General features: G+C 36.9%; 23 protein-coding genes. 13 read left to right on the top strand and 10 right to left on the bottom strand.

Annotated features, from left to right (window positions below; genetic code table 11):
- Positions 1–21 precede the first annotated feature (21 nt).
- From pxpA to ACXAGJ_RS11695, 13 genes are all read left to right on the top strand, one after another.
- Complete coding sequence (gene pxpA / locus ACXAGJ_RS11755) at positions 22–753, top strand: 5-oxoprolinase subunit PxpA (protein ID WP_474840059.1); 732 nt, start codon at positions 22–24, stop codon at positions 751–753.
- A gap of 5 nt (positions 754–758) precedes the next feature.
- Positions 759–1,484 carry a 5-oxoprolinase subunit PxpB gene (gene pxpB / locus ACXAGJ_RS11750; RefSeq protein ID WP_474840057.1) on the top strand — a complete coding sequence of 242 codons (726 nt, stop codon included), beginning with the start codon at positions 759–761 and terminating at the stop codon, positions 1,482–1,484.
- The gene (locus ACXAGJ_RS11745; RefSeq protein ID WP_474840055.1) at positions 1,481–2,338 is read left to right on the top strand and encodes a 5-oxoprolinase subunit C family protein; all 858 of its coding nucleotides are present in this window, start codon (positions 1,481–1,483) and stop codon (positions 2,336–2,338) included. The genes pxpB and ACXAGJ_RS11745 overlap by 4 nt, the downstream gene beginning before the upstream one ends.
- A gap of 219 nt (positions 2,339–2,557) precedes the next feature.
- Positions 2,558–2,947, top strand: coding sequence for a hypothetical protein (locus ACXAGJ_RS11740; RefSeq protein WP_474840053.1), 390 nt, complete (start codon positions 2,558–2,560; stop codon positions 2,945–2,947).
- A 2-nt stretch (positions 2,948–2,949) separates the two neighbouring features.
- A complete protein-coding gene (locus ACXAGJ_RS11735) occupies positions 2,950–3,666 on the top strand; it encodes a hypothetical protein (RefSeq protein ID WP_474840051.1) in 717 nt (238 codons plus the stop codon).
- A complete protein-coding gene (locus ACXAGJ_RS11730; RefSeq protein WP_474840049.1) occupies positions 3,630–4,421 on the top strand; it encodes a sensor histidine kinase in 792 nt (263 codons plus the stop codon). The genes ACXAGJ_RS11735 and ACXAGJ_RS11730 overlap by 37 nt, the downstream gene beginning before the upstream one ends.
- A 17-nt stretch (positions 4,422–4,438) precedes the next feature.
- On the top strand, positions 4,439–5,086 hold the full coding sequence (locus ACXAGJ_RS11725) for a response regulator (RefSeq protein ID WP_073316372.1): 648 nt from the start codon (positions 4,439–4,441) through the stop codon (positions 5,084–5,086).
- Between the two features lie 554 nt (positions 5,087–5,640).
- Entirely contained in the window at positions 5,641–7,317 is a 1,677-nt protein-coding gene (ilvD, locus tag ACXAGJ_RS11720; RefSeq protein WP_474840047.1) for a dihydroxy-acid dehydratase, read from the top strand.
- Between the two features lie 13 nt (positions 7,318–7,330).
- Positions 7,331–9,064, top strand: a complete 1,734-nt coding sequence (gene ilvB / locus ACXAGJ_RS11715; RefSeq protein WP_474840045.1) for a biosynthetic-type acetolactate synthase large subunit — start codon at positions 7,331–7,333, stop codon at positions 9,062–9,064.
- A gap of 2 nt (positions 9,065–9,066) precedes the next feature.
- Positions 9,067–9,609 carry an acetolactate synthase small subunit gene (gene ilvN / locus ACXAGJ_RS11710; protein WP_474840043.1) on the top strand — a complete coding sequence of 181 codons (543 nt, stop codon included), beginning with the start codon at positions 9,067–9,069 and terminating at the stop codon, positions 9,607–9,609.
- A gap of 65 nt (positions 9,610–9,674) precedes the next feature.
- On the top strand, positions 9,675–11,159 hold the full coding sequence (ilvC, locus tag ACXAGJ_RS11705) for a ketol-acid reductoisomerase (protein ID WP_474840041.1): 1,485 nt from the start codon (positions 9,675–9,677) through the stop codon (positions 11,157–11,159).
- A 118-nt stretch (positions 11,160–11,277) separates the two neighbouring features.
- Positions 11,278–12,543 carry a threonine ammonia-lyase gene (gene ilvA / locus ACXAGJ_RS11700; protein WP_474840039.1) on the top strand — a complete coding sequence of 422 codons (1,266 nt, stop codon included), beginning with the start codon at positions 11,278–11,280 and terminating at the stop codon, positions 12,541–12,543.
- Between the two features lie 198 nt (positions 12,544–12,741).
- A complete protein-coding gene (locus ACXAGJ_RS11695; RefSeq protein WP_473280945.1) occupies positions 12,742–13,299 on the top strand; it encodes a hypothetical protein in 558 nt (185 codons plus the stop codon).
- Between the two features lie 192 nt (positions 13,300–13,491).
- On the opposite strand, the gene ACXAGJ_RS11690 is transcribed toward ACXAGJ_RS11695, so the two are convergent.
- The 10 genes from ACXAGJ_RS11690 to ACXAGJ_RS11645 form a co-directional block, all read right to left on the bottom strand.
- Positions 13,492–14,178, bottom strand: coding sequence for a bifunctional 4-hydroxy-2-oxoglutarate aldolase/2-dehydro-3-deoxy-phosphogluconate aldolase (locus ACXAGJ_RS11690; RefSeq protein WP_474840037.1), 687 nt, complete (start codon positions 14,176–14,178; stop codon positions 13,492–13,494).
- Positions 14,179–15,183: a sugar kinase gene (locus ACXAGJ_RS11685; RefSeq protein WP_474840035.1), complete on the bottom strand. Its 1,005-nt coding sequence runs from the start codon at positions 15,181–15,183 to the stop codon at positions 14,179–14,181.
- A gap of 36 nt (positions 15,184–15,219) precedes the next feature.
- Positions 15,220–15,981 (bottom strand): SDR family NAD(P)-dependent oxidoreductase, encoded by a 762-nt coding sequence (locus ACXAGJ_RS11680; RefSeq protein ID WP_073316381.1) that lies wholly within the window; start codon positions 15,979–15,981, stop codon positions 15,220–15,222.
- Between the two features lie 24 nt (positions 15,982–16,005).
- Positions 16,006–17,274 carry an MFS transporter gene (locus tag ACXAGJ_RS11675; protein ID WP_474840033.1) on the bottom strand — a complete coding sequence of 423 codons (1,269 nt, stop codon included), beginning with the start codon at positions 17,272–17,274 and terminating at the stop codon, positions 16,006–16,008.
- 166 nt (positions 17,275–17,440) lie between these two features.
- Positions 17,441–18,139 (bottom strand): FCD domain-containing protein, encoded by a 699-nt coding sequence (locus ACXAGJ_RS11670; protein WP_473280937.1) that lies wholly within the window; start codon positions 18,137–18,139, stop codon positions 17,441–17,443.
- A gap of 220 nt (positions 18,140–18,359) precedes the next feature.
- A complete protein-coding gene (locus tag ACXAGJ_RS11665; RefSeq protein ID WP_474840032.1) occupies positions 18,360–19,259 on the bottom strand; it encodes a polysaccharide lyase family 7 protein in 900 nt (299 codons plus the stop codon).
- Between the two features lie 8 nt (positions 19,260–19,267).
- Complete coding sequence (locus ACXAGJ_RS11660) at positions 19,268–20,275, bottom strand: PKD domain-containing protein (RefSeq protein WP_474840031.1); 1,008 nt, start codon at positions 20,273–20,275, stop codon at positions 19,268–19,270.
- A 17-nt stretch (positions 20,276–20,292) separates the two neighbouring features.
- Positions 20,293–21,726, bottom strand: a complete 1,434-nt coding sequence (locus ACXAGJ_RS11655) for a RagB/SusD family nutrient uptake outer membrane protein (protein ID WP_474840029.1) — start codon at positions 21,724–21,726, stop codon at positions 20,293–20,295.
- A 19-nt stretch (positions 21,727–21,745) separates the two neighbouring features.
- On the bottom strand, positions 21,746–24,862 hold the full coding sequence (locus ACXAGJ_RS11650) for a SusC/RagA family TonB-linked outer membrane protein (protein WP_474840027.1): 3,117 nt from the start codon (positions 24,860–24,862) through the stop codon (positions 21,746–21,748).
- Between the two features lie 492 nt (positions 24,863–25,354).
- The gene (locus ACXAGJ_RS11645; RefSeq protein WP_474840025.1) at positions 25,355–25,702 is read right to left on the bottom strand and encodes a cupin domain-containing protein; all 348 of its coding nucleotides are present in this window, start codon (positions 25,700–25,702) and stop codon (positions 25,355–25,357) included.
- Positions 25,703–25,710: the final 8 nt, after the last annotated feature.

Here is a 25,710-nt window from a genome sequence, read left to right as displayed (position 1 = left end):
AAATTTTATGAATTTGTAAGAATGAAGCAAATTGTTTTTAATGCAGACGTTGGAGAAGGAGTAGGTAATGATCATCAAATCATGCCTTATATTTCATGGTGTAATATTGCTTGTGGTGCACATGCTGGTGATGAGGATGAAATTATAAAAACAATCCAATTAGCATTACGACATAATGTAAAGATAGGAGCGCATCCTTCATATCCGGATCGTGAAAATTTAGGAAGGAAGAGTATGCAGATGGATTTTGAAGATTTAGTGGGATCGATTACTGAACAAATCCAGTTGGTGAAAAATCATGTGGAAGAGTTAGGAGGTGTGCTTCATCATGTCAAGCCACACGGTGCACTTTATAATGATGCCTTTGCAAAAAAGAAGGTAGGAGAAGCGATTCTTGAATCTGTAAAAAATGTCGATAAAAGTTTAAGGGTTATTACGCTAAAAGATTCTGTTTTGTCATATCTTTGTAAAGATGATGTTGAGGTTTGTTTTGAAGCATTCGCAGATAGAAATTATAATAATGATATGACTCTGGTTTCTCGTGCGGAAAAAGGTGCGGTTTTGGAAAATAAACTAGATGTTTTTGAACACGTAAAACGAATGGTGGTCGATGGTAAAATAAAAACAAAATCAGGGGAGGAGCAGGCTGTTTTTTTTGATACAATTTGTGTGCATGGAGATCATCAAAATGCTGTGGAAATTATTCAGTATTTACACTCCGGTTTTGTAGCACTAGGATATGATTTGAAGTGAAGTTTATGGAGTATGATTTGAGATACAGGCAATACTCAGAGAGAGCAATTTTGATCGAATGGCCGCAAAAAATTGATCGAAAGATGCTGCAAAACATACTTTTTTGTAAAAAATCCATAGAAGAACATAGAAATAAAGTAATTGTTGAGGTAATCTCATCATATAACTCGTTATTAATTTTTTACCTATCTACTATAGAAAATGTCTATGATGAGGTTTTGAAGCTAAAATCACTTTGTAGCATCAATTTTGAATCATCAGAACAAAAACAACGCTTGTGGAAAATTCCGGTTTGTTACGATCCTACCCTTGCTCCTGATTTGTTGTCTTTTTCAAAGCAAAAGAAACTGAGTGTTGATGATGTAATTGACCTCCATACTACCCCATTATATCAAGTGTATTTTTTAGGGTTTTTGCCTGGCTTTTTTTACTTGGGTGGTTTGGATAAAAAATTGTGTTTGCCAAGAAAAGTAACTCCTTCTAGAAACGTGAAAAAAGGGTCTGTAGCCATTGGTGGAGAACAAACAGGAATCTATCCAAAAGATAGTCCAGGAGGGTGGCATGTGATAGGAGCTTGTCCTATCGATTTTTTTGATGTAAATAAGGTGGAGCCATCAAAGATTTTGCCTGGTGATTTGATTCAATTTATATCGATATCAGTTTCAAAATATAACGATATAAGTACAGAGAAGACTTCTCCGGATTTTGAACTAAAACCTACTTTTTTATGAAAGGGTATGTTGCGGTTTTGAAACCAGGATTGTATACAACAATTCAAGATCGTGGTAGATTTGGTTTTGCTAAATATGGAGTTCCACAGAGCGGGGCGATGGATCGTTTTTCTTTTGAGTTTGCAAATTTGTTGTTAGGTAATGATAAAAATGATGCTTGTATAGAATGGGTGATTCAACCTCCAACTTTACAATTTAATTCTGATACAAGAATTTGTTTAACCGGTGCAGAAGTGGATGCGTTCTTAAATAATCAAAAAGTTGAAATGTATCAACAAATTGTTGTTCGTAAGAATGATGTTTTAATACTAAAAAACTGTAGGAATAGACAATATGGTTATGTAGGAATAAGGAATGGTTTTTTAACTGATATGATGATGGAAAGCCGATCGTTTTATGATTCAATTACTGCTAAACAAAAGTTGGTAAAAGGTGATAAATTAGAATACCATTCAAACATAAACTCTGTTATTTCTTATGCTCATTTAAGTGTGCCAAAGTATGGGAATTCTGATAGTGCAATAGAGGTGTTTAGGGGACCAGAATTTGATCAACTTTCCAGTAGAGAAAAAGAACTTTTATTAGAGAGTAGGTTTACCATAACCGGAGCATCCAATCGTATGGCGATTCAATTTATGGAATCTATCTCAAATTCACTTCCTCAAATGTTGACATCTCCGGTATTACCAGGAACAGTTCAATTAACTCCGTCGGGTAAATTGATGGTGTTGATGAGAGATTGTCAAACTACAGGAGGATATCCTAGAGTGTTCCAACTTACCGAAACCTCGATCAATATATTAGCGCAAACTAGGATTAATGAGCAAATTCAATTTCAATTGGTTGATTTTTAATACAATGTGTGGCAGGGGGTAACACCCCTTAACATGCAGGGGGAAAATCCCCTGGTCTATCTTTTTTTAAGATTTTTTTAGTATATCTAACCCGCTAATTATCAGTAATATGATGTTACGGTTTTCCCGCAGTCACTTGCAGTCAATGGTGATGTATACTTGCTTTGCATCTGGATTTTTGGATATATTAGCGATTATAACCTAAAATAATCTATTGTTATGGGAAAACCTAAAAAATGTATAAGTGTCGAAGAGGCCAGAGAATTACAACAAGTGTGGTGTGATACCAGAACTCCAGAAATCGATAAGTGTCTCGGTTTTGAAGATACTCGAGAGTTTTGGTGGAGTGTTGAAGATTTAATGGAGTATCTTAAGTATGTAAAGAAAAAATCTAGAAAAATGGGGATAGATAATCCTGGTATTAGAGTTTATCTAGGTGCGTATCCGGAAACTAAATGTAAAAAACATAAAGGTTATTCGACCCTTTTCTTTGCTCCCACTGGCGCTCCAGTTGGTAGTTTAGGCAAGGGTGGTGATAGTGCACCAAATAATTACGAAATAGAACCAATGAACATTGGTGGTGCAGGTAGTCCACCGCACAGTTATTAAAAGTGGGTCATTTAGTCATAATTAATATATTTGAATTGTTTGCTGTTATTTCGGCTACAATTTATTTTTATGGAAAACCAGTTAAAGATAAGTTTAACAAATATTTTATTCTATTTTTATGGATAACTCTATTTGTTGAACTTGTTTTTGGTTGGTTACCAACTTTAATTGAAGACTACGAACCCCTTTCTTTTTTACAGGATACTATATGGGCAAAAAATTTATGGATTTATAATGTATACATAATTTTAAGTTTTGCGCTCTATATCAACTACTTTAGATGGAATATAAAAACGGTAGTTTTAAAGAATATTCTAAAAACTCTAAGTACGTTTTATATATTAAGTTCAATTTTAAATTTATTATTGTCCGATATATATTTTAAATCTGTTTCCTCATATTCTTTTTTAGTTGGTTCGATTTTTCTTTTGTTTGGAATAGCACTTTATTTTATTGAGATGTTAAAGAGTGATAAGGTTTTAAATTTTTATAAGTTACTTCCTTTTTATGTCTCTATCGGAGCATTGGTTTATCATTTAATAGTTACTCCAATTACAATTTATAGTAAATATTTTTCTCGTGATAAGAGCCCCGAGTTTGTTGAAGTTTACTTTATTATTTTAGTTGCAGCCAATGTTTTTATGTATAGTTGTTATACTTTTGGGTTTTTAGTGTGTTTACCATGGAAGAAACTATATCAAAAGAGCAGATCTTATTAATTATTTACTTTGTTTTAGTAATTTTATGTTTGGTATGTTTTGCCATAATTTTTTTCGTTGCTTTCCAAAGACGCAAAAACAAACTGCTTTTAGAAAAATTAAAAGCCGAACAGCGTTTCGAGGACGAGATATTTAAATCTCGAATAGAAATCCAGGAACAAGCGCTTAAAAATGTAAGTTGGGAACTACATGATAATATCGGACAACTACTTTCCACAGCGGTTATGCAAATCAATATTCTAGGATCTTCACTTAACGAGAAAACTTCAGAATCTTTACAAGACGTTCGCAAACTAGTAGGGGATAGTTTACAGGAGATTAGAAATCTTTCCAAAACCTTAAATCACGAGGTGATCCAAAATATTGGATTGATTAAATCCATCGAAGCTGAATTAAAGCGATTCGAAAAATTAAATTTCCTGGATACTCATTTTGATATCCAAGGAGAAGAGGTACACATCAACCCCAAAGACGAAATTATTTTATATCGGATCATTCAGGAATTTTTTTCAAACACCATAAAACATGCCGAAGCATCCAATATGTATGTTACCCTGATTTATGCTCCTGAACTGCTCAAAATTACAATCAAAGACGACGGGGTAGGTTTTGATATGAATTCGGTAGAAGCCAACTCTGGATTGTTAAATATGAAAAGCAGAGCTGGATTGGTGAATGCAACATTTGAGTACGATTCTGCTCCAAATAAAGGAGTTTTGCTTACCTTGGCGTATCCAATCAAGCCAATGGATTGATTTAATGCACAGATCATATGAAAAAGAAGACTATAGTAATTGTTGATGACCATCTGTTATTTGCACAGTCTCTGGAGAGTTTAGTTTCTCAATTAGAAGATTACGAAGTATTAGCCATACTTAAAAACGGTAAAGAGCTTACGCAGTACTATCTACACAAAAGAAAAACACCAGATCTCATTTTATTAGATGTAAAGATGCCTGTTATGGATGGGATACAAACCATGCAATGGCTCAAAGAAAATAAACCGGATCAAAAAGTACTGGCCTTAACCATGGAGGATGATGAAGAAACCATTATCAAAATGTTGAGAGCTGGAGCCAAGGGGTATTTATTAAAAGACATTCACCCAGAGAATTTTGAATTTGCCATGAAAATGGTGATCGAACAAGGTTTTTATTATTCAGGTAAAATTGAAAGTGCTTTACGACACTCTGGTAATTATGAGGATAAGAACTTTCATGAGAAGCTTACAGAAAGAGAATGGGAGTTTTTGAAGTTAGCATGTTCCGAATTAACCTATAGGGATATCGCCAAGGAAATGAATCTGAGTCCAAAAACTATAGAAAATTACAGAGAAACGGTTTTCAAGAAATTACAAGTAAAAACAAGAGTTGGCTTGGTAATCTATTGTATGAAAAATAAACTTTTTAAAGTAGAGTAGTAAAAACTGAAATTATTTTCTATATATTTGATCCTAGAAATGAACATAGTAACAAAAAATATCATTGTGGTCTCTATTATTGAAGGTATTATTACACTTCGATAAGGGATCTAATGTATATAACCATATAAATTCAAATCCCTTTTCTTTAGAAAAGGGATTTTTTTGTTTGTAACATGAAAAGATTAAACAATAGAATTATTAACGTCATTAGTATCGTTGTGGTGATTTACTCACCATAGGGGAGCACTATTGATGTATTTTGATAAAAAAAACTCCCTTCTGGTACCGAAGGGAGTTTTTTTATGGATAATGAGTAAAAAAAATAAAAAATTAACAAATAGTGGTTGTAAATGAAAAGTATTTAAAGTATTGAAAATCAGAACTTAAAGATGTTAAAACAACAATTGGATGTTGTAAGGATATTGAATAATGTGTAACAATTTTAGCGTAACGAAATAATTTTATACTAGACACTTTTTATTTGTTGATAATCTGATAAATAAAAGGTTAAGTTTTTGAATAATTCGCAATAAAATAAGAACTCGGATACAATGAGTATTAATAAATATAGTAAACAGGTCACTCAAGATGACACTCAACCAGCAGCACAAGCGATGTTACATGCCATTGGTTTAACGGATGAAGATTTTAGTAAACCTTTGGTGGGTATTGCCAGTACAGGTTACGAAGGAAACCCTTGTAATATGCACCTTAATGATCTTGCCAAGTTAGTAAAGCAAGGTACACGCGAAGAGGATGTAGTAGGATTGATATTTAATACAATTGGTGTAAGTGATGGGATTTCTATGGGAACCCCAGGGATGCGTTTTTCATTGCCATCCAGAGATGTGATTGCAGATTCTATGGAAACGGTAGTACAGGCCATGTCGTATGATGGTATGGTAACTGTAGTTGGGTGTGATAAAAACATGCCGGGCGCGCTTATGGCGATGCTACGATTAAATCGTCCCGCAATACTGGTGTACGGTGGTACTATTGCTTCTGGATGCCATGAAGGGAAAAAGCTAGATGTTGTTTCTGCTTTTGAAGCTTGGGGAGAGAAAGTAGCTGGTACGATTACCCAAAAAGAGTATAAGAATGTGATCGAAAAAGCTTGCCCTGGCGCTGGTGCTTGTGGAGGTATGTATACCGCAAATACCATGGCATCTGCCATAGAAGCTCTTGGGATGTCCTTACCTTATAATTCTTCTAATCCAGCCATAAGTGATGAGAAGAAACAAGAAAGTATTGCCGCAGGACAAGCCATGCGATTGCTTCTGGAAAAAGACATCAAGCCAAAAGATATTGTAAACAAGAAAGCATTAGAGAATGCGATACGTTTGGTTACCGTGTTAGGAGGATCTACGAATGCCGTACTGCACTTTTTGGCTATTGCTCGAGCTGCAGATGTAGAGTTTACACTAGCTGATTTTCAAAGAATCAGTGATGAAACGCCATTCCTGGCGGATTTAAAACCAAGTGGGAAATATTTGATGGAAGATGTTCATGCGGTAGGAGGTATTCCTGCCGTTCTTAAATATCTTCTGAAAAAAGGATTACTGCATGGAGACTGTATGACAGTAACCGGGAAAACATTAGCGGAAAACTTATTGGACGTGCCTGACCTTACCGAAGGGCAGGATGTAATAAAGCCATTAGAGAGTCCTATCAAAGCTACGGGGCATTTACGAATTATGTTTGGTAATCTAGCCGAAGAAGGTTGCGTTGCCAAAATAACCGGAAAAGAAGGGTTAAAGTTTACTGGAAAAGCCAAAGTATTTGACAGTGAGTATGATGCAAATGATGGAATCAAAGCAGGAAAAGTAAAATCTGGCGAAGTCGTCGTTATTCGGTATGAAGGGCCGAAAGGAGGACCAGGTATGCCAGAAATGCTAAAGCCAACAGCAGCGATAATGGGTGCAGGTCTAGGGAAAGAGGTGGCCTTGATTACCGATGGCAGATTCTCAGGTGGAACCCATGGTTTTGTTGTGGGGCATATAACGCCTGAAGCCCAGGAAGGAGGAATGATTGCTTTGGTAGAAGATGGAGATATTATCACTATCGATGCCGAAACAAACACCATTGAAGTAGCAATAGATGAAAACGAACTAGAGAAGAGAAAAGCTGCTTGGAAACAACCTCCATTGAAGTTTAATAGAGGAGTATTATACAAATATGCAAATACGGTTTCGTCTGCATCCAGAGGGTGCGTTACAGACGAATTTTAAACAATACAAGCGTATGGAAACACAAACGCAAACCAGAACTAAAAAAACCGAAACGGTTACAAAAAGAATGACAGGTGCCGAAGCTGTAATCCGTTGTCTCTTGGCAGAAGACGTAGATCTAATCTATGGATATCCGGGAGGAGCTATCATGCCGGTTTATGATGAATTATATAAATTTCAAGATCAATTGCACCATGTGCTTACCAGACATGAACAGGGAGCAACACATGCGGCTCAAGGATATGCCAGAACTAGTGGTAAGGTAGGGGTGGCCATAGCTACTTCCGGTCCGGGAGCAACTAATTTCGTAACAGGAATTGCCGATGCGCAAATTGATTCGACACCAATGGTATGTATCACTGGACAAGTGGGATCTCATCTTTTGGGATCAGATGCTTTTCAGGAAACGGATATTATTGGGATTTCTACACCAATCACCAAATGGAACCATCAGGTTACCAAAGCAGAAGATATTCCTACGGTATTGGCAAAAGCGTTTTACATTGCAAGATCCGGCCGACCTGGACCGGTATTAATCGATATTACCAAAGATGCACAATTTGGAGAGTTGGATTTTGCTTATGAAAAGTGCAAGGGTATACGTAGTTACATGCCAGTTCCCGTGACAGATCCTAAAAGTCTTGAAGAAGCTGCCAAATTAATCAATGAGGCCAAAAAACCAATGGTGGTTTTTGGACAGGGCGTGATTTTGGGAGAAGCTGAAGAAGAGTTAAAGAATTTCATAGAAAAATCCGGCATACCCTCTGCCTGGACCATTTTAGGGTTGTCGGCATTACCAACCGCTCACCCTTTGAATGTAGGGATGGTAGGAATGCATGGAAATTATGGACCTAATAGATTAACCAACGAATGTGATCTTTTGATTGCCATCGGAATGCGGTTTGATGATCGGGTTACCGGGAATTTGGAGACCTATGCTAAACAGGCAAAAATTATCCATTTTGAGATCGATCCTGCTGAAGTTAATAAAAATGTATTAGTAGATGTTGCGGTAATGGGTGATGTAAAGTATACATTGAATCAAATACAACCTTTAATTAACCCTAATACCCATGAATCTTGGGTGCAGGAGTTCAAAGACCACGATGCCATAGAATTTGAAAAAGTCATTAAAGAAGATTTGTACCCTACCAAAGATGGTTTGTCTATGGGAGAGGTATTACGAAGAATTAATAACGAAACCAAAGGGGATGCAGTGATCGTATCAGATGTAGGACAACACCAAATGATTGCTTGTAGATATGCAGAATTTGCGCAATCAAAAAGTAATATCACTTCTGGAGGATTAGGAACTATGGGATTTGCACTTCCGGCTGCAATCGGAGCTAAAATGGGTGCGCCAGAAAGAGAAGTAGTAGCAATAATCGGAGACGGAGGGTATCAAATGACGATACAAGAATTAGGTACCATTTTTCAGACCAGAGTACCCGTTAAGATCGTGGTGCTTAATAACGACTTTTTAGGAATGGTGCGTCAATGGCAACAGCTATTTTTTGATAAGCGTTACGCATCTACAGAAATGGTAAATCCTGATTTTGTAAAAATTGCAGAAGGATATCATATCCAGTCTAAAAGAGTTACCAAAAGAGAGGATTTACAAGAAGCAATTGCAGAAATGATTGCGAGTAAGGATCCATACTTCTTGGAAGTGTGTGTGGAAAAAGAAAATAACGTGTTTCCGATGATTCCAACAGGAGCCTCGGTTTCAGATATAAGATTAGAGTAGTTATGGAGAAGGAGAATTTTACAATTTCGGTATATACCGAAAACAATATCGGTTTATTAAATAGGATATCTTCGATTTTTTTAAAGCGCCATATCAATTTGGATAGTATGACGGCTTCACAGTCTGAGATCAAAGATGTGTTTCGCTTTACGATTGCAGTAAAGGTTACCGAAGAGCAAGTGAAAAAGATTGTAGGACAAATAGAAAAGCAGATCGAAGTCATCAAAGCTTTTTATCATAAGGAGGAACAGATTATTTATCAGGAGACAGCACTTTTCAAAGTATCTTCAAAATTACTCTTTGAAGAACGTTCGATTCAGAATGTCATAAAGAATAGCAATGCAAATATCGTCACGGTAACTCCCGAGTTTTTTGTCATCGAAAAAACCGGAAGAAGAAGAGAGGTAGAAGCATTATATAGAAAACTAGAGCCGTATGGATTAATGCAGTTCACGCGATCTGGTAGAATAGCAGTTACCAAAGAGAAGATGCACATATCGTCCATTTTGGAAAGCTTTGCTACAGAAGAGACGGTGTCAGTATAGTATAAACAAGAATCAAAATCAAATCAAAATTTCCGAAAGGAACATACAACTAATTACGAAGTAAAATGGCAAATTATTTTAATACGCTATCATTAAGAGATCAACTAACACAGTTAGGAAAATGCAGATTTATGGACGCCTCAGAGTTTGAGGATGGAGTAGCTGCATTAGAAGGAAAAAAAGTGGTCATTGTAGGCTGTGGGGCTCAGGGACTTAATCAAGGGCTAAACATGAGAGATTCCGGATTGGATATCTCATATGCTTTAAGAGCGTCTGCGATAGAGCAGCAAAGACAGTCTTATAAAAATGCTACAGAGAATAATTTTACTGTGGGAACTTACGAGGAGTTGATTCCTCAAGCGGATATGGTAATCAACCTGACTCCAGATAAACAACATACCCAGGTAGTAAATACCGTAATGCCCTTAATGAAAAAAGGAGCAACATTATCTTATTCTCATGGTTTCAATATTGTAGAAGAAGGGATGAAGGTACGTGACGATCTAACGGTGATCATGGTAGCTCCAAAATGCCCGGGTTCTGAAGTACGAGAAGAATACAAAAGAGGATTTGGAGTTCCTACTTTGATAGCTGTACACCCAGAAAATGATCCTCAGGCTCATGGTTTTGAACAGGCAAAGGCGTATGCTGCTGCCACAGGAGGACATCGAGCAGGAGTGCTAGAATCTTCATTTGTAGCCGAAGTAAAGTCGGATTTAATGGGAGAGCAGACCATTCTTTGTGGGTTGTTACAGACAGGGTCCATTCTATGCTTCGATAAGATGGTAGAAAAAGGAATTGATCCTGGTTATGCTTCAAAATTGATTCAATATGGTTGGGAAACCATTACTGAAGGAATGAAATACGGTGGTATTACCAATATGATGGATCGATTACCAAATATTTCAAAGCTTAAAGCCTTCGATCTTTCAGAAGAATTAAAAACCATCATGCGTCCGCTTTTCCGTAAACATATGGATGATATCATCACGGGACATTTTTCCAAAACAATGATGGAAGACTGGGCAAACGATGACCATAACCTATTGTCTTGGAGGGCTGCTACAGGAGAAACTGCTTTTGAAAAGACACCAGCAGGAGATGTAGAGATTACAGAGCAGGAGTTTTATGACCATGGGGTGTTAATGGTTGCTTTTGTAAGAGCAGGAGTAGAACTGGCTTTTGAAGCGATGACAGAATCTGGAATTATTGAAGAATCTGCATACTACGAGTCTTTGCATGAAACTCCGCTGATTGCAAATACGATTGCCAGAAAAAAGCTGTTCGAAATGAACCGAGTAATTTCGGATACAGCAGAATACGGGTGCTATCTTTTCGACCATGCGTGTAAACCATTACTAGCTGATTTTATGAAAAATATAGATACCGATGTAATTGGTAAAGCATATCATGCAGGAAAGGTGAATGGAGTACATAACTCTAAATTAGTAGAAGTAAATGCTACACTAAGAAATCATCCTATAGAAATTGTAGGAGCCAGATTAAGAGCTTCTATGACTGCTATGAAACCTATAGTAGAAACCAACTAAAACTATAACCAACCATTTTTTTGTACGGCCGGATCTGTTGAGGTATTTTGAGATGTGTATTGTGTGACCTTTGATGGGTCCTGGCTGACAAAAAAATTAAGAACGTACAAAAGGAATTATGAGTACTATAACCACCACATATTTTCCTGAATTAGAAGATATTCAAAAAGCAGCAACTGTTATTAAGGAAGTAGCTATGGTTACCCCTTTAATGAATAGTATACGCTATTCTAAAAGATATGATGCTAATATTCTACTGAAACGAGAAGATCTTCAGCGGGTACGTTCCTATAAAATTAGAGGTGCTTTCAATAAAATCAGCTCACTTTCTAAAGAAGAACTAGATAGAGGAGTAGTTTGTGCAAGTGCAGGCAATCATGCTCAAGGAGTCGCTTTTGCCTGTAACCATTTGGGAATAAATGGTACTATTTACATGCCTGCAGTTACTCCTAAACAAAAAGTGGAGCAAACGCAAATGTTTGGTGGGGAACATGTGAAAATTGTACTGGAAGGAGATACCTTTGATGATTCTTCCAAAGCCGCAAAAGCCATTTGTAAATCCGAAGGTAAGACATTTGTTCATCCTTTTGAAGACCCTAAAACCATCGAAGGGCAAGGAACTATAGGACTCGAGATATTTAAGCAAAGTGATGTACCTATAGACTATATTTTTGTTGCCATAGGAGGGGGAGGACTCGCATCTGGATTATGTGGCGCCATGAAATCCTTATCTCCAAAAACAAAAATTATAGGAGTAGAGCCACAAGGAGCTCCTTCAATGTTAACCTCAATTAGAAACAATAAAAATACCGAGATTTTTGATATCGATAAATTTATCGATGGAGCCGCGGTGCAAAAGGTAGGTGATCTTAATTTTAATATTTGCAAAGAGTACCTTTCGGACATGTATACCGTGCACGAAGGTTTGGTATGTCAAACTATCCTGGATTTGTATAATAGAGATGCTATTGTAGTAGAACCTGCGGGAGCACTCACACTGGCCGCGCTAGAGGCATACAAAGAACAAATCAAAGGTAAAAATGTGGTTTGCATTGTGAGTGGAAGTAACAACGATATCACAAGAACGGCTGAAATCAAAGAAAGAGCATTGCTATATGCAGATTTGAAGCATTACTTCATTATTCGTTTTCCGCAAAGAGCTGGGGCGTTAAAACAGTTTTTGGTAGAGGTACTAGGGCCAAATGACGATATTACTCATTTTGAATACTCCAAAAAATCGAGTAGAGAGAATGGTCCAGCTGTAGTAGGGATCGAACTAAAGAACCAGGAAGATCTACAACCCTTAATTTCCAGAATGAAACAATATAACTTCTTTGGAGACTATCTAAATGATAAACCCCATTTGTTTCAATTTTTAGTTTGAAAAGTACAATTTAGGTTTCTGCAATAGGAATAATAGATACGAAATTCCCCCATAATTAGTACACTTAATAGTAACCAAATCAATTGATTTGGGTTCGGTGTTTTATCAAATGAAATAAAAAAACTTTCAAAATAATTTGTTAAAATCAACTTTTTATCGATATATTGTGCACTTAAACGATAAAAACCTAAATCTATTATGAAAAAAACTCTATTATTTATCGCAGTAGCATTACTTGGATTTACAGCTACAAACGCACAAGTTAAACTTGGTTTTGGTGTTGGTTACGCAGTACCGTCTGGAGATGTTGCAGATTTTACCGATGGAGGTATAGCTGCTCACTTTGAGCTAGGATATGGCATTACAGAGAATATCGACGTTTCTTTCCTATATGCCGGAGACTTCTTAGTTGGAGCGGATATCGTAGCTGTAGCGGGACAAACAGCGGCAGAAATTGGAAATGTAGCCGTTGGAAGTTACTTGCTTAATGGTCGTTACTATTTTACTGATACTGCTTTCAAACCTTATGGTGGTCTTGGTATAGGTCTAGCTACTATTGGTGCTATCGAAGTTGATGGAACCTCTGCAGAATTAGCAGCTAGTACTTCTAACTTTGCTATTCGTCCAGCTTTAGGATTCAAGTACGGAGTACTTAATGTGCACGCTGCTTATTTGAGTGCAGGTAAAACAGGAGATGCTTCAGTAGGAGATATTTCTTTTAACCTAGGACTATTATTTACTTTCGGAGGAAACTAAAATTCCATATATAAAAAATAAGTTTACAAAGTACGATCTTCTGGGTCGTACTTTTTTTATGTTTTCAGATCAGATCTTCTTAAAAAGAAAAACCCTTGCACTAATTGTACAAGGGTATTGACAAGCGAAAATTAAGATGTCAATCATAATCTAATTCATGCTTTAAACTTACATAACTACACAACATTAGATTTATCTTTGATTTATGGATGCTTTGGTTCTATGAATAATAGAAATAGATGTTTTGGTGAGTTCTGTTATTTTTTGATAGTCAAAAGAACCATCCTGATTTTTTATGATCAATTTGGATCCCATTCCTACACAAAATACACCTGATTGAAACCATTCACTTAGATTCTTTTCGTCAGGTGCTACTCCACCACTAGCCATAATACTGGTCCAGGGACATGGTGCTTTCACGCTTTTTACAAAACCCGGTCCGCCAACTTGACTAGCTGGAAATATTTTTACAATTTCTGCTCCCAGTTCTTCGGCATAATTGATTTCAGATAAGGTAGCACAACCGGGTAACCAGGATACCTTTTGTCGGTTACATGTTTTTGCAATTTCTGGATTTAAAATAGGGGAAACGATAAAGTTTGCCCCTTTTAAAATATATAGAGATGCTGTGGCCGGATCTACAATAGATCCAATTCCTAATATCATCTCTGGTAATTCTTTTTTGATCCAGGAGGATATCCCAGAAAAAACTTCGTAGGCTGCTTCTCCTCTGTTGGTAAATTCGAACACTCTGGCACCGCCATCGTAGCAGGCTTGTATTACCTGTTTTACGGTATCTATGTCTTCATGATAAAATAAAGGAACAAGTCCTGTTTTCTCTATAGTTTGTACAACTTCTATTCGGGTATATCTAGCCATTTACCTTAATATTCTTCCGTTTACGTTACCTTTTACTATGTTTTTTATTTCTGTTTCTGAAACCAAATTAGCATCTCCTTCTATAGTGTGTTTCAAGGCACAAGCAGCATTTGCAAATTCAAGCGCTTCATAATCATCATAATGAAGCAGTCCATGGATTAGGCCTGCGGCAAAAGCATCTCCTGTACCTATTCGATCCACTACATGAGTAATTTCTAACTCTCTAGTTTCTGCAAATTCTACTCCATTCCATGTTCTGGCTTTTATTTTATGCCAATTCACATTACGAGAAGATCTTGTTTTATCAAAAACTTTCTGTAGTCCTTTATGATGATCCATTACTGTGGAACTAGCTTCAATAAATTGCTCTATTTCATTAGAATAAGAGGTGTCTAATAGCTCATTAATTTCATTTGGACCTCCGATAAAAATATTGGACAATCCTACTAACTCATTTAGCGTTGCTTTGGCATCTCTACCGTACTTCCATAAATTACTTCGATACGCTGGATCTGCCGATACTGTAATGCCTAATTCATTTGCAACTACTAATGCATCCTTTAGTGCCTGATAAGCATTTTCTGATAGAGCAGGAGTGATCCCGGTCCAATGAAACCAATTTGCGTTTTCCAGAATAGCGTACCAATCAATAATTTTTGGATCGATATTACAAAAGGCAGAATGTGCACGATTATAACTTATGGTAGTAGATCTCATTACAGCTCCTGTTTCCATAAAGTATACGCCGAGAGGATGAGAAGAATCTTGAATAGCTGAGGTATTTACTCCATTTTGTTGCAAGTAACCTTTGACAGCTTCTCCCAAAAAATCATTCGATACTGCGCCAACGTGTTGTGTGCTATTTCCCAATTGTGCAAGAGAAATGGCTACGTTGGCTTCTGTTCCACCAAAGTAATATTCTAATTGGTTAGACTGTTTTAATTTTTTATTTCCCAAAGGAGCAATTCTCATTAAAACTTCTCCAAAGGTTACTATTGTGTTCATTATACTATTATTTCAGCTATAATTTAATCTTTATTTTTAAATTCCTAGTGCTTGCCCTCCACCAATTTGAATAGTTTCTGCAGTGATAAACGCAGAGTCATCACTCGCTAGAAAAGAAACCACCGATGCAACATCTTCTGGCTGTCCTAGTCTGCCTAACAAGATGTTATTTTTCCAAGAGGCAAAAACTTCAGGTTTTGTAGATTTAATCTGTGAGTGAAAAGGAGTGTCAATCGTTCCTGGAGATACTGCATTTACTCGAATTCCGTACTCTGCCAAGTCTTTTGCTAACGCTCTGGTAATAGCATGAACAGCTGCTTTAGAAGTTCCGTAAATTCCTGCGCCAGGTCCACCTGCGGTCCATCCTGCATTAGAAGAATAATTAATAATAGACGCACCTTCAGCTTTCTTTAGGTAAGGAATGGCTGCTCTTGAAGCAAAAAAGGTAGAATCTAGATTCAGAGCCATTACACCTCTATAGAATTCTGTTGTCATTTCTTCAAATCTGGATCTTCCTCCCAATCCACCTGCATTATTTACCAGGACATTAATTTTACCATATTTTTCTCCAATGGCTTTAATATTTGTATTTACAGCCTCCTCATCGGTTACATCAAAACCAAAGTATTCTGCAGTGATCCCTTCAGCTTTAAGCTCGGCAACTCTTTCTGCTCCTTTATCATCTTCGATACCGTTTAGAATAACAGTAAATCCATCTTTACCTAGTCTTTTCGCTACGCCGAAACCGATACCACCGGTAGCTCCGGTTACGATAGCAACTTTTCCGTTTAAGTTCATTTTTATAGTTTTATTTTAGTTGTTTTATTTTTCTTCTTTTAAGGGTTTTATCTCTTTGATTAGTACAAAAATTGATAAAACAGATAGTGGTGCTAAAACTGCCAGAATGATAAATGCAGGCGTATATGACACCGTTGTTATTTTGGGAATTACAAAATTCATGATGGCTACCGAAATGGCTCCGATAGTACCAGCAAGTCCAGCGAGGGCTCCAACAGATTTACTCTTTAAAAGATCACTGGATAAGGTCTGTATATTACTGATCGAAAATTGGAAACCAAATAGCACGATAAATACAAAAGACACAAACTTGATGGGTGTATCTGCAAATAGAATAGCTCCTAGTATGGCCAAGAAAATAATTGCTCCTCCTAATGCGATTACCCGCTTTCGTGCTTTGTCTAGACTTAACGACTTCATGAGTCGTTGTACATACCACCCTCCGGCAATACTTCCTATGGCGGCACCTACGTAAGGGAACCATGCGTAAAGACCAATTTCTTTTACATTAAACCCATATTCTTTATTAAGATAAATCGGCATCCAGAATACAAACAACCACCAAATAGGTTCTATAAAAAAACGGGAAGCCAATATACCCCATGCTTCTTTGAAGCTTAATATTTTTAGTAGGGGTAACCTTTTTTCCTGCTTGTTATCATCTTTGGTAGTTTCTTGATCGGATAGGATGTATTCTTTTTCCTGATCAGTAATCCAAGGATGTTGTTTTGGTTGTTTCTTATTGAAAATCAACCACGGAATGATCCATACAAAACCGATAACTCCTATAATGATAAATGTCCATCTCCACCCATAAGCGCCAAACAACTCAGCAATTGTTGGTGCAGCTACTATCGAACCAATAGCAGCACCAGCATTAAAAATACCTTGGGCTACAGCTCGCTCTTTGATAGGAAACCATTCTGCATTGTTTTTTACTGCTCCGGGCCAATTTCCGGCTTCAGAAACTCCTAAAATTCCTCGATATAAACCTAAAGAGGCTAAACCTCTGGCAAAGAAATGAAGTAAGGAAGCCAGCGACCAGAAAAATATAGATAATACAAATCCGATTTTGGTTCCTACTTTGTCATAAACCCAACCAGAAATAAACTTACCTGCAGCATAAGTAATCGTAAAAATGTTGATGATCCAGGCATAGTCTTCTTCAGTTAGCCCCAGATCTTTTTTCATTTCTGGCCACATGATACCTAATGCAGATCGATCTATATAATTGATAATTGTGGCTAGGCAAACAAGGCCAATAATCCACCATCGTAATCCTTTAATTTTCATAGTCTATTTTGGTTCTAGATAGGGTAAAAGAAGTTCTTAGTGATACTCCGATTACCGTAACAGTTTGTAAAACCATTGTTGAAATTGAATACTTGGTTGTAATAACCAACACATTCGGTTGAATGATTTTAAGAGTGTTATGTTTGTTAATTAGTGCTTTGCGTTTTTATTGATTATAGCAGTATTGATATAAAATTTTAAAATGTGCTTTCATCTTTTCTTTAGCCAGCTTAGGGTCTTGAGAGCGAATAGCTGCATAAATATCAGTATGCTCCTGTATCCCTAAAAATGCTTGATTTTTATCACATACGTGATACTTCTCAAAATTGGTGATGATTCCTGGGGTTATAATAAGCATGAACGTATTCATCGAACTGTTTCTACTGGCTTTTGCAATAGCAAGATGAAATAGTAAGTCTTCTTGAACGGCATCTTCACCATTGATTACCTTTTCAGAATAGGCATCCAGTGCTTCTTTAATTGCTTGTAGATCTTCGTCAGTTCTTCGTATGGCTGCTAATTGGGCCGTTTTTAGTTCTAAAAGAATTCTGGTTTCTACCAAAGATTTAAAATCAGGTTCTTCTAGTCGAAGAATATCTTCTATCATTCCATTAAGTGCCGTGATACCAATATTGGCTACAAATGTTCCACTTTGCGGAATGGATTCCAGAAGTCCATAAAACTCCAACTTTTGAATCGCTTCACGGATGTTTCCTCTGCTTACTTCAAACTTTTCAGATAAAGTTCTTTCTGAAGGAAGTTTATCACCAGGCTCTAAATTTTTGTGGTTAATCAAATCGCGAATTGCAGAAATGATCTTTTTCTGAATGTCGTGATTTTCATTATTTAAAATTTCTAATTTCATAGTTTAAATGAGTGTTGAGCAAACTGGTTAACCAGATTGGTTATCCAAATTTATAAAATTATCAAATACTACAAAAGCATATCTATCATCAATATTATTTTTTTTCAGAAATAACTTTCCGGGCTTATTATCCAAGGGGAGTACTGGGTAATAAACCCGGTGTTATGGCTATCTCAAAAAACTGTTCTCATACGGTTGTGGTTTCTAGTTGGTTTACTGGTTAATGAGAAACTTCTAGGTCATAAAATTTAACTTTTGCAAAAGCATTTGGAGTTTTGGTGGCTAGATAATTTCCTGCCTTGAAATAATTTTCAAAAACTCCCCATCTTTTCATATCGTATCCTCTATACACTTTGCGGTATTTGTCATTAAGGATTACTTCCATCTTACCTTCGGAGGCTATGATTTCTACAGTAAATTTTTCGAAACCAACCTTCTTTGGAAAATTATACCCTTCATCATCTCCCCAGGCATCTTTACGCAGTACTTCCTTATCTGTAGCATCAGGATTTTTTAAGAATTTTGATTTTAATCTAATTCTACCATTATTCCAGTATACTTTCATAATAGGAGGGGCGTCGTTATCCTTTTTTCCGATTAATTCTTTCTGTTCATTAGATAATCTGCCATGAATCTGTAGCACAATTACTTTATCGTGCTTCCCTTTTTGGTTCTTCGAAATCTCATCGATTGCAATGGTAGCTTTCATTCTACCACCATCCTTAAAACTCCAATTCACATTGTTTTTACCAGGAACAAGCTGTTCTCTGAGTTCACATCGAGAATATTTGGTGTTTGTAGTGGTTGCACCTGGTGTTGCATAAAACACCAGGGAACCATCTTTGGGGTCATCATACATATACTTTTGTAAAGTAGGATGATTTGCATAATCCAAAATTTCTGGCGGAGAAACGTTAATTGGTTTTGGGCTACCTATTGGTAACGTAACTTTCCAATGACTCAAATCTATTTTGCCAGATTGTGCTGCCTCATTATTTCCTTCTGATTCTTCTATAGTACTAGCCTCTGCAACGCTGCCATTTTGTGCTTGGCAGGCAGCGCTTACAGATAAACATAGTATTATCAAAAATGAGAATATGTTATTTTGAATGATTTTCATTTTCTCAATTAGTTATTAATTGCTGTAATGGTTACAGAATCTAAACGCACTTCTTCATCACCGCTAGAGTAACCGTATAGAGCAAAGTCAGCAGGGTCTTCCGGCCCAGAGTTACCGATACCGCGTATAAATAACGCTACACTATCATTGGCTCCTGAGTTAAAGAAGAAAGTGAATAAACGATACTCTGATGTATCAGGGTTATCTACAGTTTCTAATAATAGGTTGTTAGCTGCGTCTTCGATCTGAGCGATTGAAGTATAACCAAAACCATCCTGTGGAATTTCCACCGTATCTGCATAAGTAGTAGGAGTATATCCATCTACATAGCCTTCTCCAGCTAGTACTCTTACTTCTAATTGAGTAGGTAGATCTCCAGCTTGATCTGATTCGAAACGAATAGGGATTTCGATTCTATAATCTGCATTAGGAGTTACTGCAAATTCTTGATATGCGTGATCTGGTTCTGCATTATCTAACTTGATGACATCAGAACCGTTACCGCTACTAGACTCTCCTTGCTCTCCAACACTTCTATTGATCCACCCAGAACAGGTACAATCTGATCCTGAAGATTTTGGAAGTCTGTCAAAATCGGGGTTGAGTATTACAGGATCTGGCACATCCGGCACATCTGGCTCGATTAACTCTATAGTTTCAGAGTAGGTAGAGGTTTGACCTAATGCGTCAGACACTGTTAAGGTAACAGTAAAAGAGCCTTCTCCTGGGTAAATATTTACTGGGTCTACTTCTGTAGAGGTATTCCCATCGCCCAAATCCCAACTGTAAGAAGTTGCATTATCAGATTGATTGGCAAAAGTTACCCTTGTAAAAGTCTCAATTTCAACCCCATTCGTAAATGTGAAGAATGCCGTTGGAGGTGTCTCATCTGCGATAGAGTTTTCTTCAGGTAATTCGTCTATAAACTCGCAAGAGGCAAATACCGTAGCAAAAACCAGAAGCAGTGCTATGCTGGCTTTTGAAAGTATTTGGTTGTTTAAAATTATTTTCTTCATAACGTTATGTTTTAACTTTAGTATCCTGGGTTTTGTGTTAGCAATCCTTGACTAATAGAAATCTCTGCTCCAGGAATTGGCAGTAGTAGATCTGTAGCTTGAAATTCAAAACTATTTGCTGCAGAAAAAGCAGACAAAACATCTTGCGCCACTCCGAAACGTTTTAAATCAAGAAAACGGTGGTTCTCGAAAGCTAACTCTACACGTCTTTCATCCATCAATGCTTGCTTGGTAATGGTAGTCACAGGGTCCATGATACCTGCTCTTTGCCGTACTGCCTGGAAAGAAGCAATTGCTGCAGGAGCACTAGTTTCTAGACCTCCAGCCATGATCGCTTCAACATGAAGTAATAATACATCTGCATAGCGAGTCACAATCCAATCGTTACCGGCAATTCTAGGATTAGCCGGTGCCGTAGTAACTCCTACAGTTTCATCTACAATTGGAAGGAATTTTACGGTTTGAAACAAACCAGGGTTTCCTGGGTCTTCTCTAAATGAAAATTGCCCTCTATTTCCCCCAAAATTGTTGAAAGCTTCCACTAACTCGGCAGTTGCATAATTTGAACCGGTACCTCGACCTACAGCATCCAAAAATTCTGCAGAAAATCCTTGGCTGTCATTCACAATGGTATCATCAAAACCGATTGAAAATACCGTTTCATCATTAGCTTCGTTATAAAATATATCTAAGAAATTAGGTTCAAGGCTATAATCACCACTACCAATAACATCCTCTAATAAACGCTGTGCTTCCAGGTAATTGGTTCCTAGAGTTAAGTATACTTTTGCAAGAAAAGTTTGTGCAGCGGCTTTTGACGCTCTAGTTCTAAAGCTATTATCTAAATCACTAGCAACTGCAAACTGAAGATCACTTACAATTAATTCGTAAACCAAACTTTCGTCCACTCGGGTAAAAGCAATTTCGGTTTCCTGAGGACCAATTACTCTATCTACTAGAGGGACATCTCCATAAAAACGAACTAAGTTAAAGTATGCATATGCTCTAAGAAAACGAGCTTCTGCTTCAAATCTATTGGCATTTTCTTCAGATGCATTTTCCAGATTTTCTAGTACCAGATTTGCTCTAAAGATGATATTGTACATACTTCGGTAATAGGTGATTACCGCAGCAGTCTCTGGAGTTACTGTAAAAGTTTCAAAGTCAAAACCTTGAGGAGATCCACTTTTGGTTCTGGAATTGTCACTTAGCGTTTCTGCCATTTGGTATTCTATCTGTATCGCCAAATGTGGATTGTTAAAACCGCCATCGCCTTCTAATGGATTACTACCTTGTAAACCATCATATATGTTGATGATTCCTGCTGTTATTTCATCATCATCATTAAAGAAATTATCAACGGTAGTCGCCGATTCTGGCACGGTGTCTAAATCACATGACCATAAACAAGCGGCCAGGCAAAACAATGAATATATTTTTATTAGTTTCATAAGTCTTGTTTTAGGGATGTTAAAATTCAACATTTACACCTAGTGTTATAGTTTGTTGTATTGGCGTACCACCTCTTTGATAACCAAAGGTAAGTGGTGTTAGCTCTCGAACATGTTCTGGATTCCAACCTGTATAATCATCAGCTGTAATGAATAGTAAGTTTTGACCGGTAGCATATAGTCTAAGACTAGATAAGTTCAAATTATCAAGTACCTGATCTGGGAAATTGAATCCTAAACTTACCGTACGAAGCGCCACATAACCAGCATTTTGTACCAGCTGACTGGTGAATATACGCTGTACCAAAAACTCTTGATCTGGTGTGATAGATCGATCAAAATCTACCGTATTACTATTGAAGAAATCAAAAATGTACTGATCTCCCAGGTTATATGTTTTTGCCCCGTGACTACCTTGGAAAAGGAAGCTGAAATCTACATTTCCAATTTGGATATCGTTACCAAAACTCCAAATCAGATCTGGATACGGGTCACCCAAAATGGTTTTATCATCTTCATCGATTAGACCATCACCGTTCAAATCTTTTGCGTAAGCAAATTGTGTTCTATTCCCCACTTGTCTAAATGGATCATTCAAGAATTCGAAAGGAATGTCTCTATCAAATACATATCCATAGAATGAAGAAATCGGTTGACCTTCAAGGTTAATCCATTCTACCAAACGGCTACCATCATTAGTATTTACAACCTGTCCGTTTGAATCTCCAAAATCCACTAAAGTATTCTTGTTAAAAGATCCTATTAAGGAGGCAGACCATTTAAATTTTTCTCTATTAATAAATCGAGTTCTTAATTCTACTTCGACACCTTCATTTTCAACTGTTCCTAAGTTTACAAGCGCCGATGTGAAACCAGTAGTTCCAGAAACCGGGTTGTCCAGTAATAACTCATCACTAGTTCTTTTATAGTAGTCTACAGAACCAGAAATAGCATTATTAAAGAAACCAAAGTCAACTCCAGGGTTAATTTCTTCAGATCTTTCCCATTGTAGTAATGCATTAGGGATATTAACCGGATTAAAACCATTGGTTATAGCTCCGTCGATTACTGCACTAGAAGGCTCCAATAATGCAAGGGAAGGGTAGTTCTCGGTTAAGAAATCACCATTAAGATCGTTAGTACCTGTAACCCCATAACTTACTCTGAATTTAAGTTGGTTGATCCATTCCACATTTTCCATAAATGCTTCATTAGATACTACCCAACCAGCAGATACCGCAGGGAAGTTACCGTATTTAGTGTCTTGTCCAAAAATTGAACTTCCATCACGACGGATACTTGCATTAAACAAGTACTTATCGTCATAAGAGTAAATTACACGACCTAAAAAGGCGTTCAAAAAGTTTTCATATTCAAATGCAGTGGCGTCATTAATAATAGATCCTCCGCCAACATTTGGAATTAAGTCTGAGGTAAACCCACTAGCTTCAATCTGTGACTCTTCAAAAAATCTGTTTTCCAAAGAAATACCTGCGATAGCACTAATCTTGTGCTTTCCTATGTTTTTGTTAAAACTTAAGATATTGTCAGAAATTAAAGCATATCGACTACGTGTGTCATAAGATGCCGTTGCAGCTGCCGCTCCATTTCTGGTATTGTTTACCCCGCGATAATCGGTATTAATTCTATTTTCATAAGTGGCAGTAAACGTAGATTTAAAGCTTAAATCATCTGTAAACTTATAATCTGCATATAAGTTTCCGAAGAAATTATATCGGTTTTCAAAACGCTGACGCTCTAATAATTTAGCTAAAGGGTTGATATTACTTGTATTACTAATATCTACACCACTGGTTACAGGAACTCCTTGAAAGTTGCCAGCTCCGTCAAAAATACTAGTTGCTCCAGTTGGATATTCGAAATCGTCAAACATTCTTTGCAGAACGTAATCTCCAATTTGTGCATCAGCAAATCGACCACCATCACGTACTCTGTTTACAAAGTTAATGTTGGTTTCATCTAGTCGAGAAGGAACCCATGACGGCTGTCTAACCACGTCATAAAGTCCGGTAGCACTAAATCTTCTTCGTTTTGAGTAAGATGGAGAAAAACTAGCTCCTATTTTAAAGTTGTCCGTAACTTTTGTACTTACCTTAAGTTGTGCTTGATACCTCTCAAAACTATCGGTAAGTAATACTCCATCATCCGAAACATAACTCAGGTTTACATTATATTTGGTTTTTTTACTGCCACCTCTTACACTAAAACTGTGACTTTGAATCACACCTCCATCTAGGATAATGTCTTGCCAGTCGTTATCGGCGTTGATCAGTTGTCTAAATTGACTTCCTAAAGAAAGCCCACCAGTAATTCGACGTTCTCTGTCTAACTCAGCCTGAAAATCTATATCGTAGGCATCACTTCTTCTTCCTTCTTTAATCCCGGTAAACGTATTATAAGTAAAGCGTGCTTTACCTTCTTTACCTTGTTTTGTGGTAATCTGAATAACTCCATTAGATCCTCTCGAACCAAAAATAGAAGCAGAAGCAGCATCTTTCAGTACCTCAAAAGACTCTACGTTATTCATGTCGATATTGGTCAAAAAATCAGAATCCACAACGGCCCCATCTACAACAACTAGTGGTCCGTTGTTTGATGTGATCGATCCCACACCTCGAATTCTAATGGTAGGAGCAGAACCTGCTTCTCCTTCAGAGTTTCTAATATTTACCCCGGATACCTGACCGATTAATGCTTCGTCGACCCTAGATACTGCAATTTGATCTAGATCTTCATTAACAACTTTGGAAATAGCCCCGGTTAGTAATGATTTCTTTTGCGTTCCATATCCGATTACTACAACCTGTTCGAGTTCTGCTGCATCTTCCTGTAGTACTATATTTAGTGTTGTTTGATCAGAAATGATTACTGTTTGAGTTACATATCCGATATACGAAAATTGTAATACGTCTTTTTCTTCGACCTGTATCTGATAATTACCATCAAAATCTGTAGAGGCACCTGTATTGGTATTTGTGATGATCACATTTACTCCTGGTATAGGTAATCCCTTTTCATCGCTGACTCTACCAGATAATAAATAGCTCTCCTGGGCCAAGAGTGGTATTTGTGATAAGACCAGGACAATAAAAATTAGTTTGATTTTAAAATTCATTTTAAATATGTTATGTTTCTACAATGAGAGGGATATCGGTAAGGATATCCTAATGAAGAATAATAAAGAAGATGTATTTCCTAATTCCCCTTTGTACTAATCACATAGCCCAAACATAATTGTTTAAATTTTTGTACTTTTGTAGGACATGTGATGACAAGATCATGTGTTTAACTATTACTTCCCTCCGAAAGAAGTAATTGAAGAAAGGATAGGCGCGCACCTGTCCTTTTTTGTTTTAATTATTTCTGACTGACTTCATAAAATGTATTGAGTTTTTTTCTAGTGATTATTTGATTGTTTTTTGTGGTAAACCAAACTGGATAACCAATTTGGTTTACCAAATATATGTTATTTTAATGTTAAAAAAAAATTATATTGATTTTTATCGTTAAAAAATTGAGTGTTTCTCAATTTGAGGTAGGGGAGAATAAATAAATTCGCAATGCGAGAAAAGGCTGCGCTAGGTTTAGTGCAGATTTTTAAGCCCTGTTATTCCATAAAATCTTCTCGTATTGGACTGAAAGTGTCTATAAGAAAACCTGATTCCAGACAAATCGCTCCATGCATTACATTTGGTGGGATGTAAAATGAATCTCCTGCAGTTAATACCTTTTTTTCTTCACCGATAGTCACCTCAAACTTACCACTTACTACGTAAGTCACTTGAGAATGATAGTGTTGATGCATAACACCAATTCCTCCTTTGTCAAACTTTACGTTTACTAGCATGAGTTTATCATCGTATCCCATAATTTGACGATGTACACCTTCTCCTACTTGTTCCCATTCAATTTCCTTTCCTGATACAAATTCCTGACTTGAGCCAAAACTTTTCATTATTTACC

It is taken from the genome of Aquimarina sp. AWH4_224, from assembly GCF_056160245.1.
This window is presented reverse-complemented; position numbering and strand designations above follow the sequence as displayed.

What these genes read in the sequence shown, in the direction of transcription:
- ACXAGJ_RS11685 (WP_474840035.1), bottom strand. Translation starts at nt 15,183, where the DNA reads ATGAACACAATAGTAACCTTTGGAGAAGTTTTAATGAGAATTGCTCCT.
- ACXAGJ_RS11740 (WP_474840053.1), top strand. Translation starts at nt 2,558, where the DNA reads ATGGGAAAACCTAAAAAATGTATAAGTGTCGAAGAGGCCAGAGAATTA.
- ACXAGJ_RS11680 (WP_073316381.1), bottom strand. Translation starts at nt 15,981, where the DNA reads ATGAACTTAAACGGAAAAGTTGCTATCGTAACCGGAGCTACCGGTGGT.
- ACXAGJ_RS11745 (WP_474840055.1), top strand. Translation starts at nt 1,481, where the DNA reads ATGAAAGGGTATGTTGCGGTTTTGAAACCAGGATTGTATACAACAATT.
- ACXAGJ_RS11665 (WP_474840032.1), bottom strand. Translation starts at nt 19,259, where the DNA reads ATGAAAATCATTCAAAATAACATATTCTCATTTTTGATAATACTATGT.
- ilvB (WP_474840045.1), top strand. Translation starts at nt 7,331, where the DNA reads ATGGAAACACAAACGCAAACCAGAACTAAAAAAACCGAAACGGTTACA.
- ACXAGJ_RS11730 (WP_474840049.1), top strand. Translation starts at nt 3,630, where the DNA reads ATGGAAGAAACTATATCAAAAGAGCAGATCTTATTAATTATTTACTTT.
- ilvA (WP_474840039.1), top strand. Translation starts at nt 11,278, where the DNA reads ATGAGTACTATAACCACCACATATTTTCCTGAATTAGAAGATATTCAA.
- ACXAGJ_RS11675 (WP_474840033.1), bottom strand. Translation starts at nt 17,274, where the DNA reads ATGAAAATTAAAGGATTACGATGGTGGATTATTGGCCTTGTTTGCCTA.
- ilvC (WP_474840041.1), top strand. Translation starts at nt 9,675, where the DNA reads ATGGCAAATTATTTTAATACGCTATCATTAAGAGATCAACTAACACAG.
- ACXAGJ_RS11645 (WP_474840025.1), bottom strand. Translation starts at nt 25,702, where the DNA reads ATGAAAAGTTTTGGCTCAAGTCAGGAATTTGTATCAGGAAAGGAAATT.
- ACXAGJ_RS11650 (WP_474840027.1), bottom strand. Translation starts at nt 24,862, where the DNA reads ATGAATTTTAAAATCAAACTAATTTTTATTGTCCTGGTCTTATCACAA.
- ACXAGJ_RS11660 (WP_474840031.1), bottom strand. Translation starts at nt 20,275, where the DNA reads ATGAAGAAAATAATTTTAAACAACCAAATACTTTCAAAAGCCAGCATA.
- ACXAGJ_RS11655 (WP_474840029.1), bottom strand. Translation starts at nt 21,726, where the DNA reads ATGAAACTAATAAAAATATATTCATTGTTTTGCCTGGCCGCTTGTTTA.
- ilvN (WP_474840043.1), top strand. Translation starts at nt 9,067, where the DNA reads ATGGAGAAGGAGAATTTTACAATTTCGGTATATACCGAAAACAATATC.
- pxpA (WP_474840059.1), top strand. Translation starts at nt 22, where the DNA reads ATGAAGCAAATTGTTTTTAATGCAGACGTTGGAGAAGGAGTAGGTAAT.
- ACXAGJ_RS11670 (WP_473280937.1), bottom strand. Translation starts at nt 18,139, where the DNA reads ATGAAATTAGAAATTTTAAATAATGAAAATCACGACATTCAGAAAAAG.
- ilvD (WP_474840047.1), top strand. Translation starts at nt 5,641, where the DNA reads ATGAGTATTAATAAATATAGTAAACAGGTCACTCAAGATGACACTCAA.
- pxpB (WP_474840057.1), top strand. Translation starts at nt 759, where the DNA reads ATGGAGTATGATTTGAGATACAGGCAATACTCAGAGAGAGCAATTTTG.
- ACXAGJ_RS11725 (WP_073316372.1), top strand. Translation starts at nt 4,439, where the DNA reads ATGAAAAAGAAGACTATAGTAATTGTTGATGACCATCTGTTATTTGCA.
- ACXAGJ_RS11690 (WP_474840037.1), bottom strand. Translation starts at nt 14,178, where the DNA reads ATGGCTAGATATACCCGAATAGAAGTTGTACAAACTATAGAGAAAACA.
- ACXAGJ_RS11695 (WP_473280945.1), top strand. Translation starts at nt 12,742, where the DNA reads ATGAAAAAAACTCTATTATTTATCGCAGTAGCATTACTTGGATTTACA.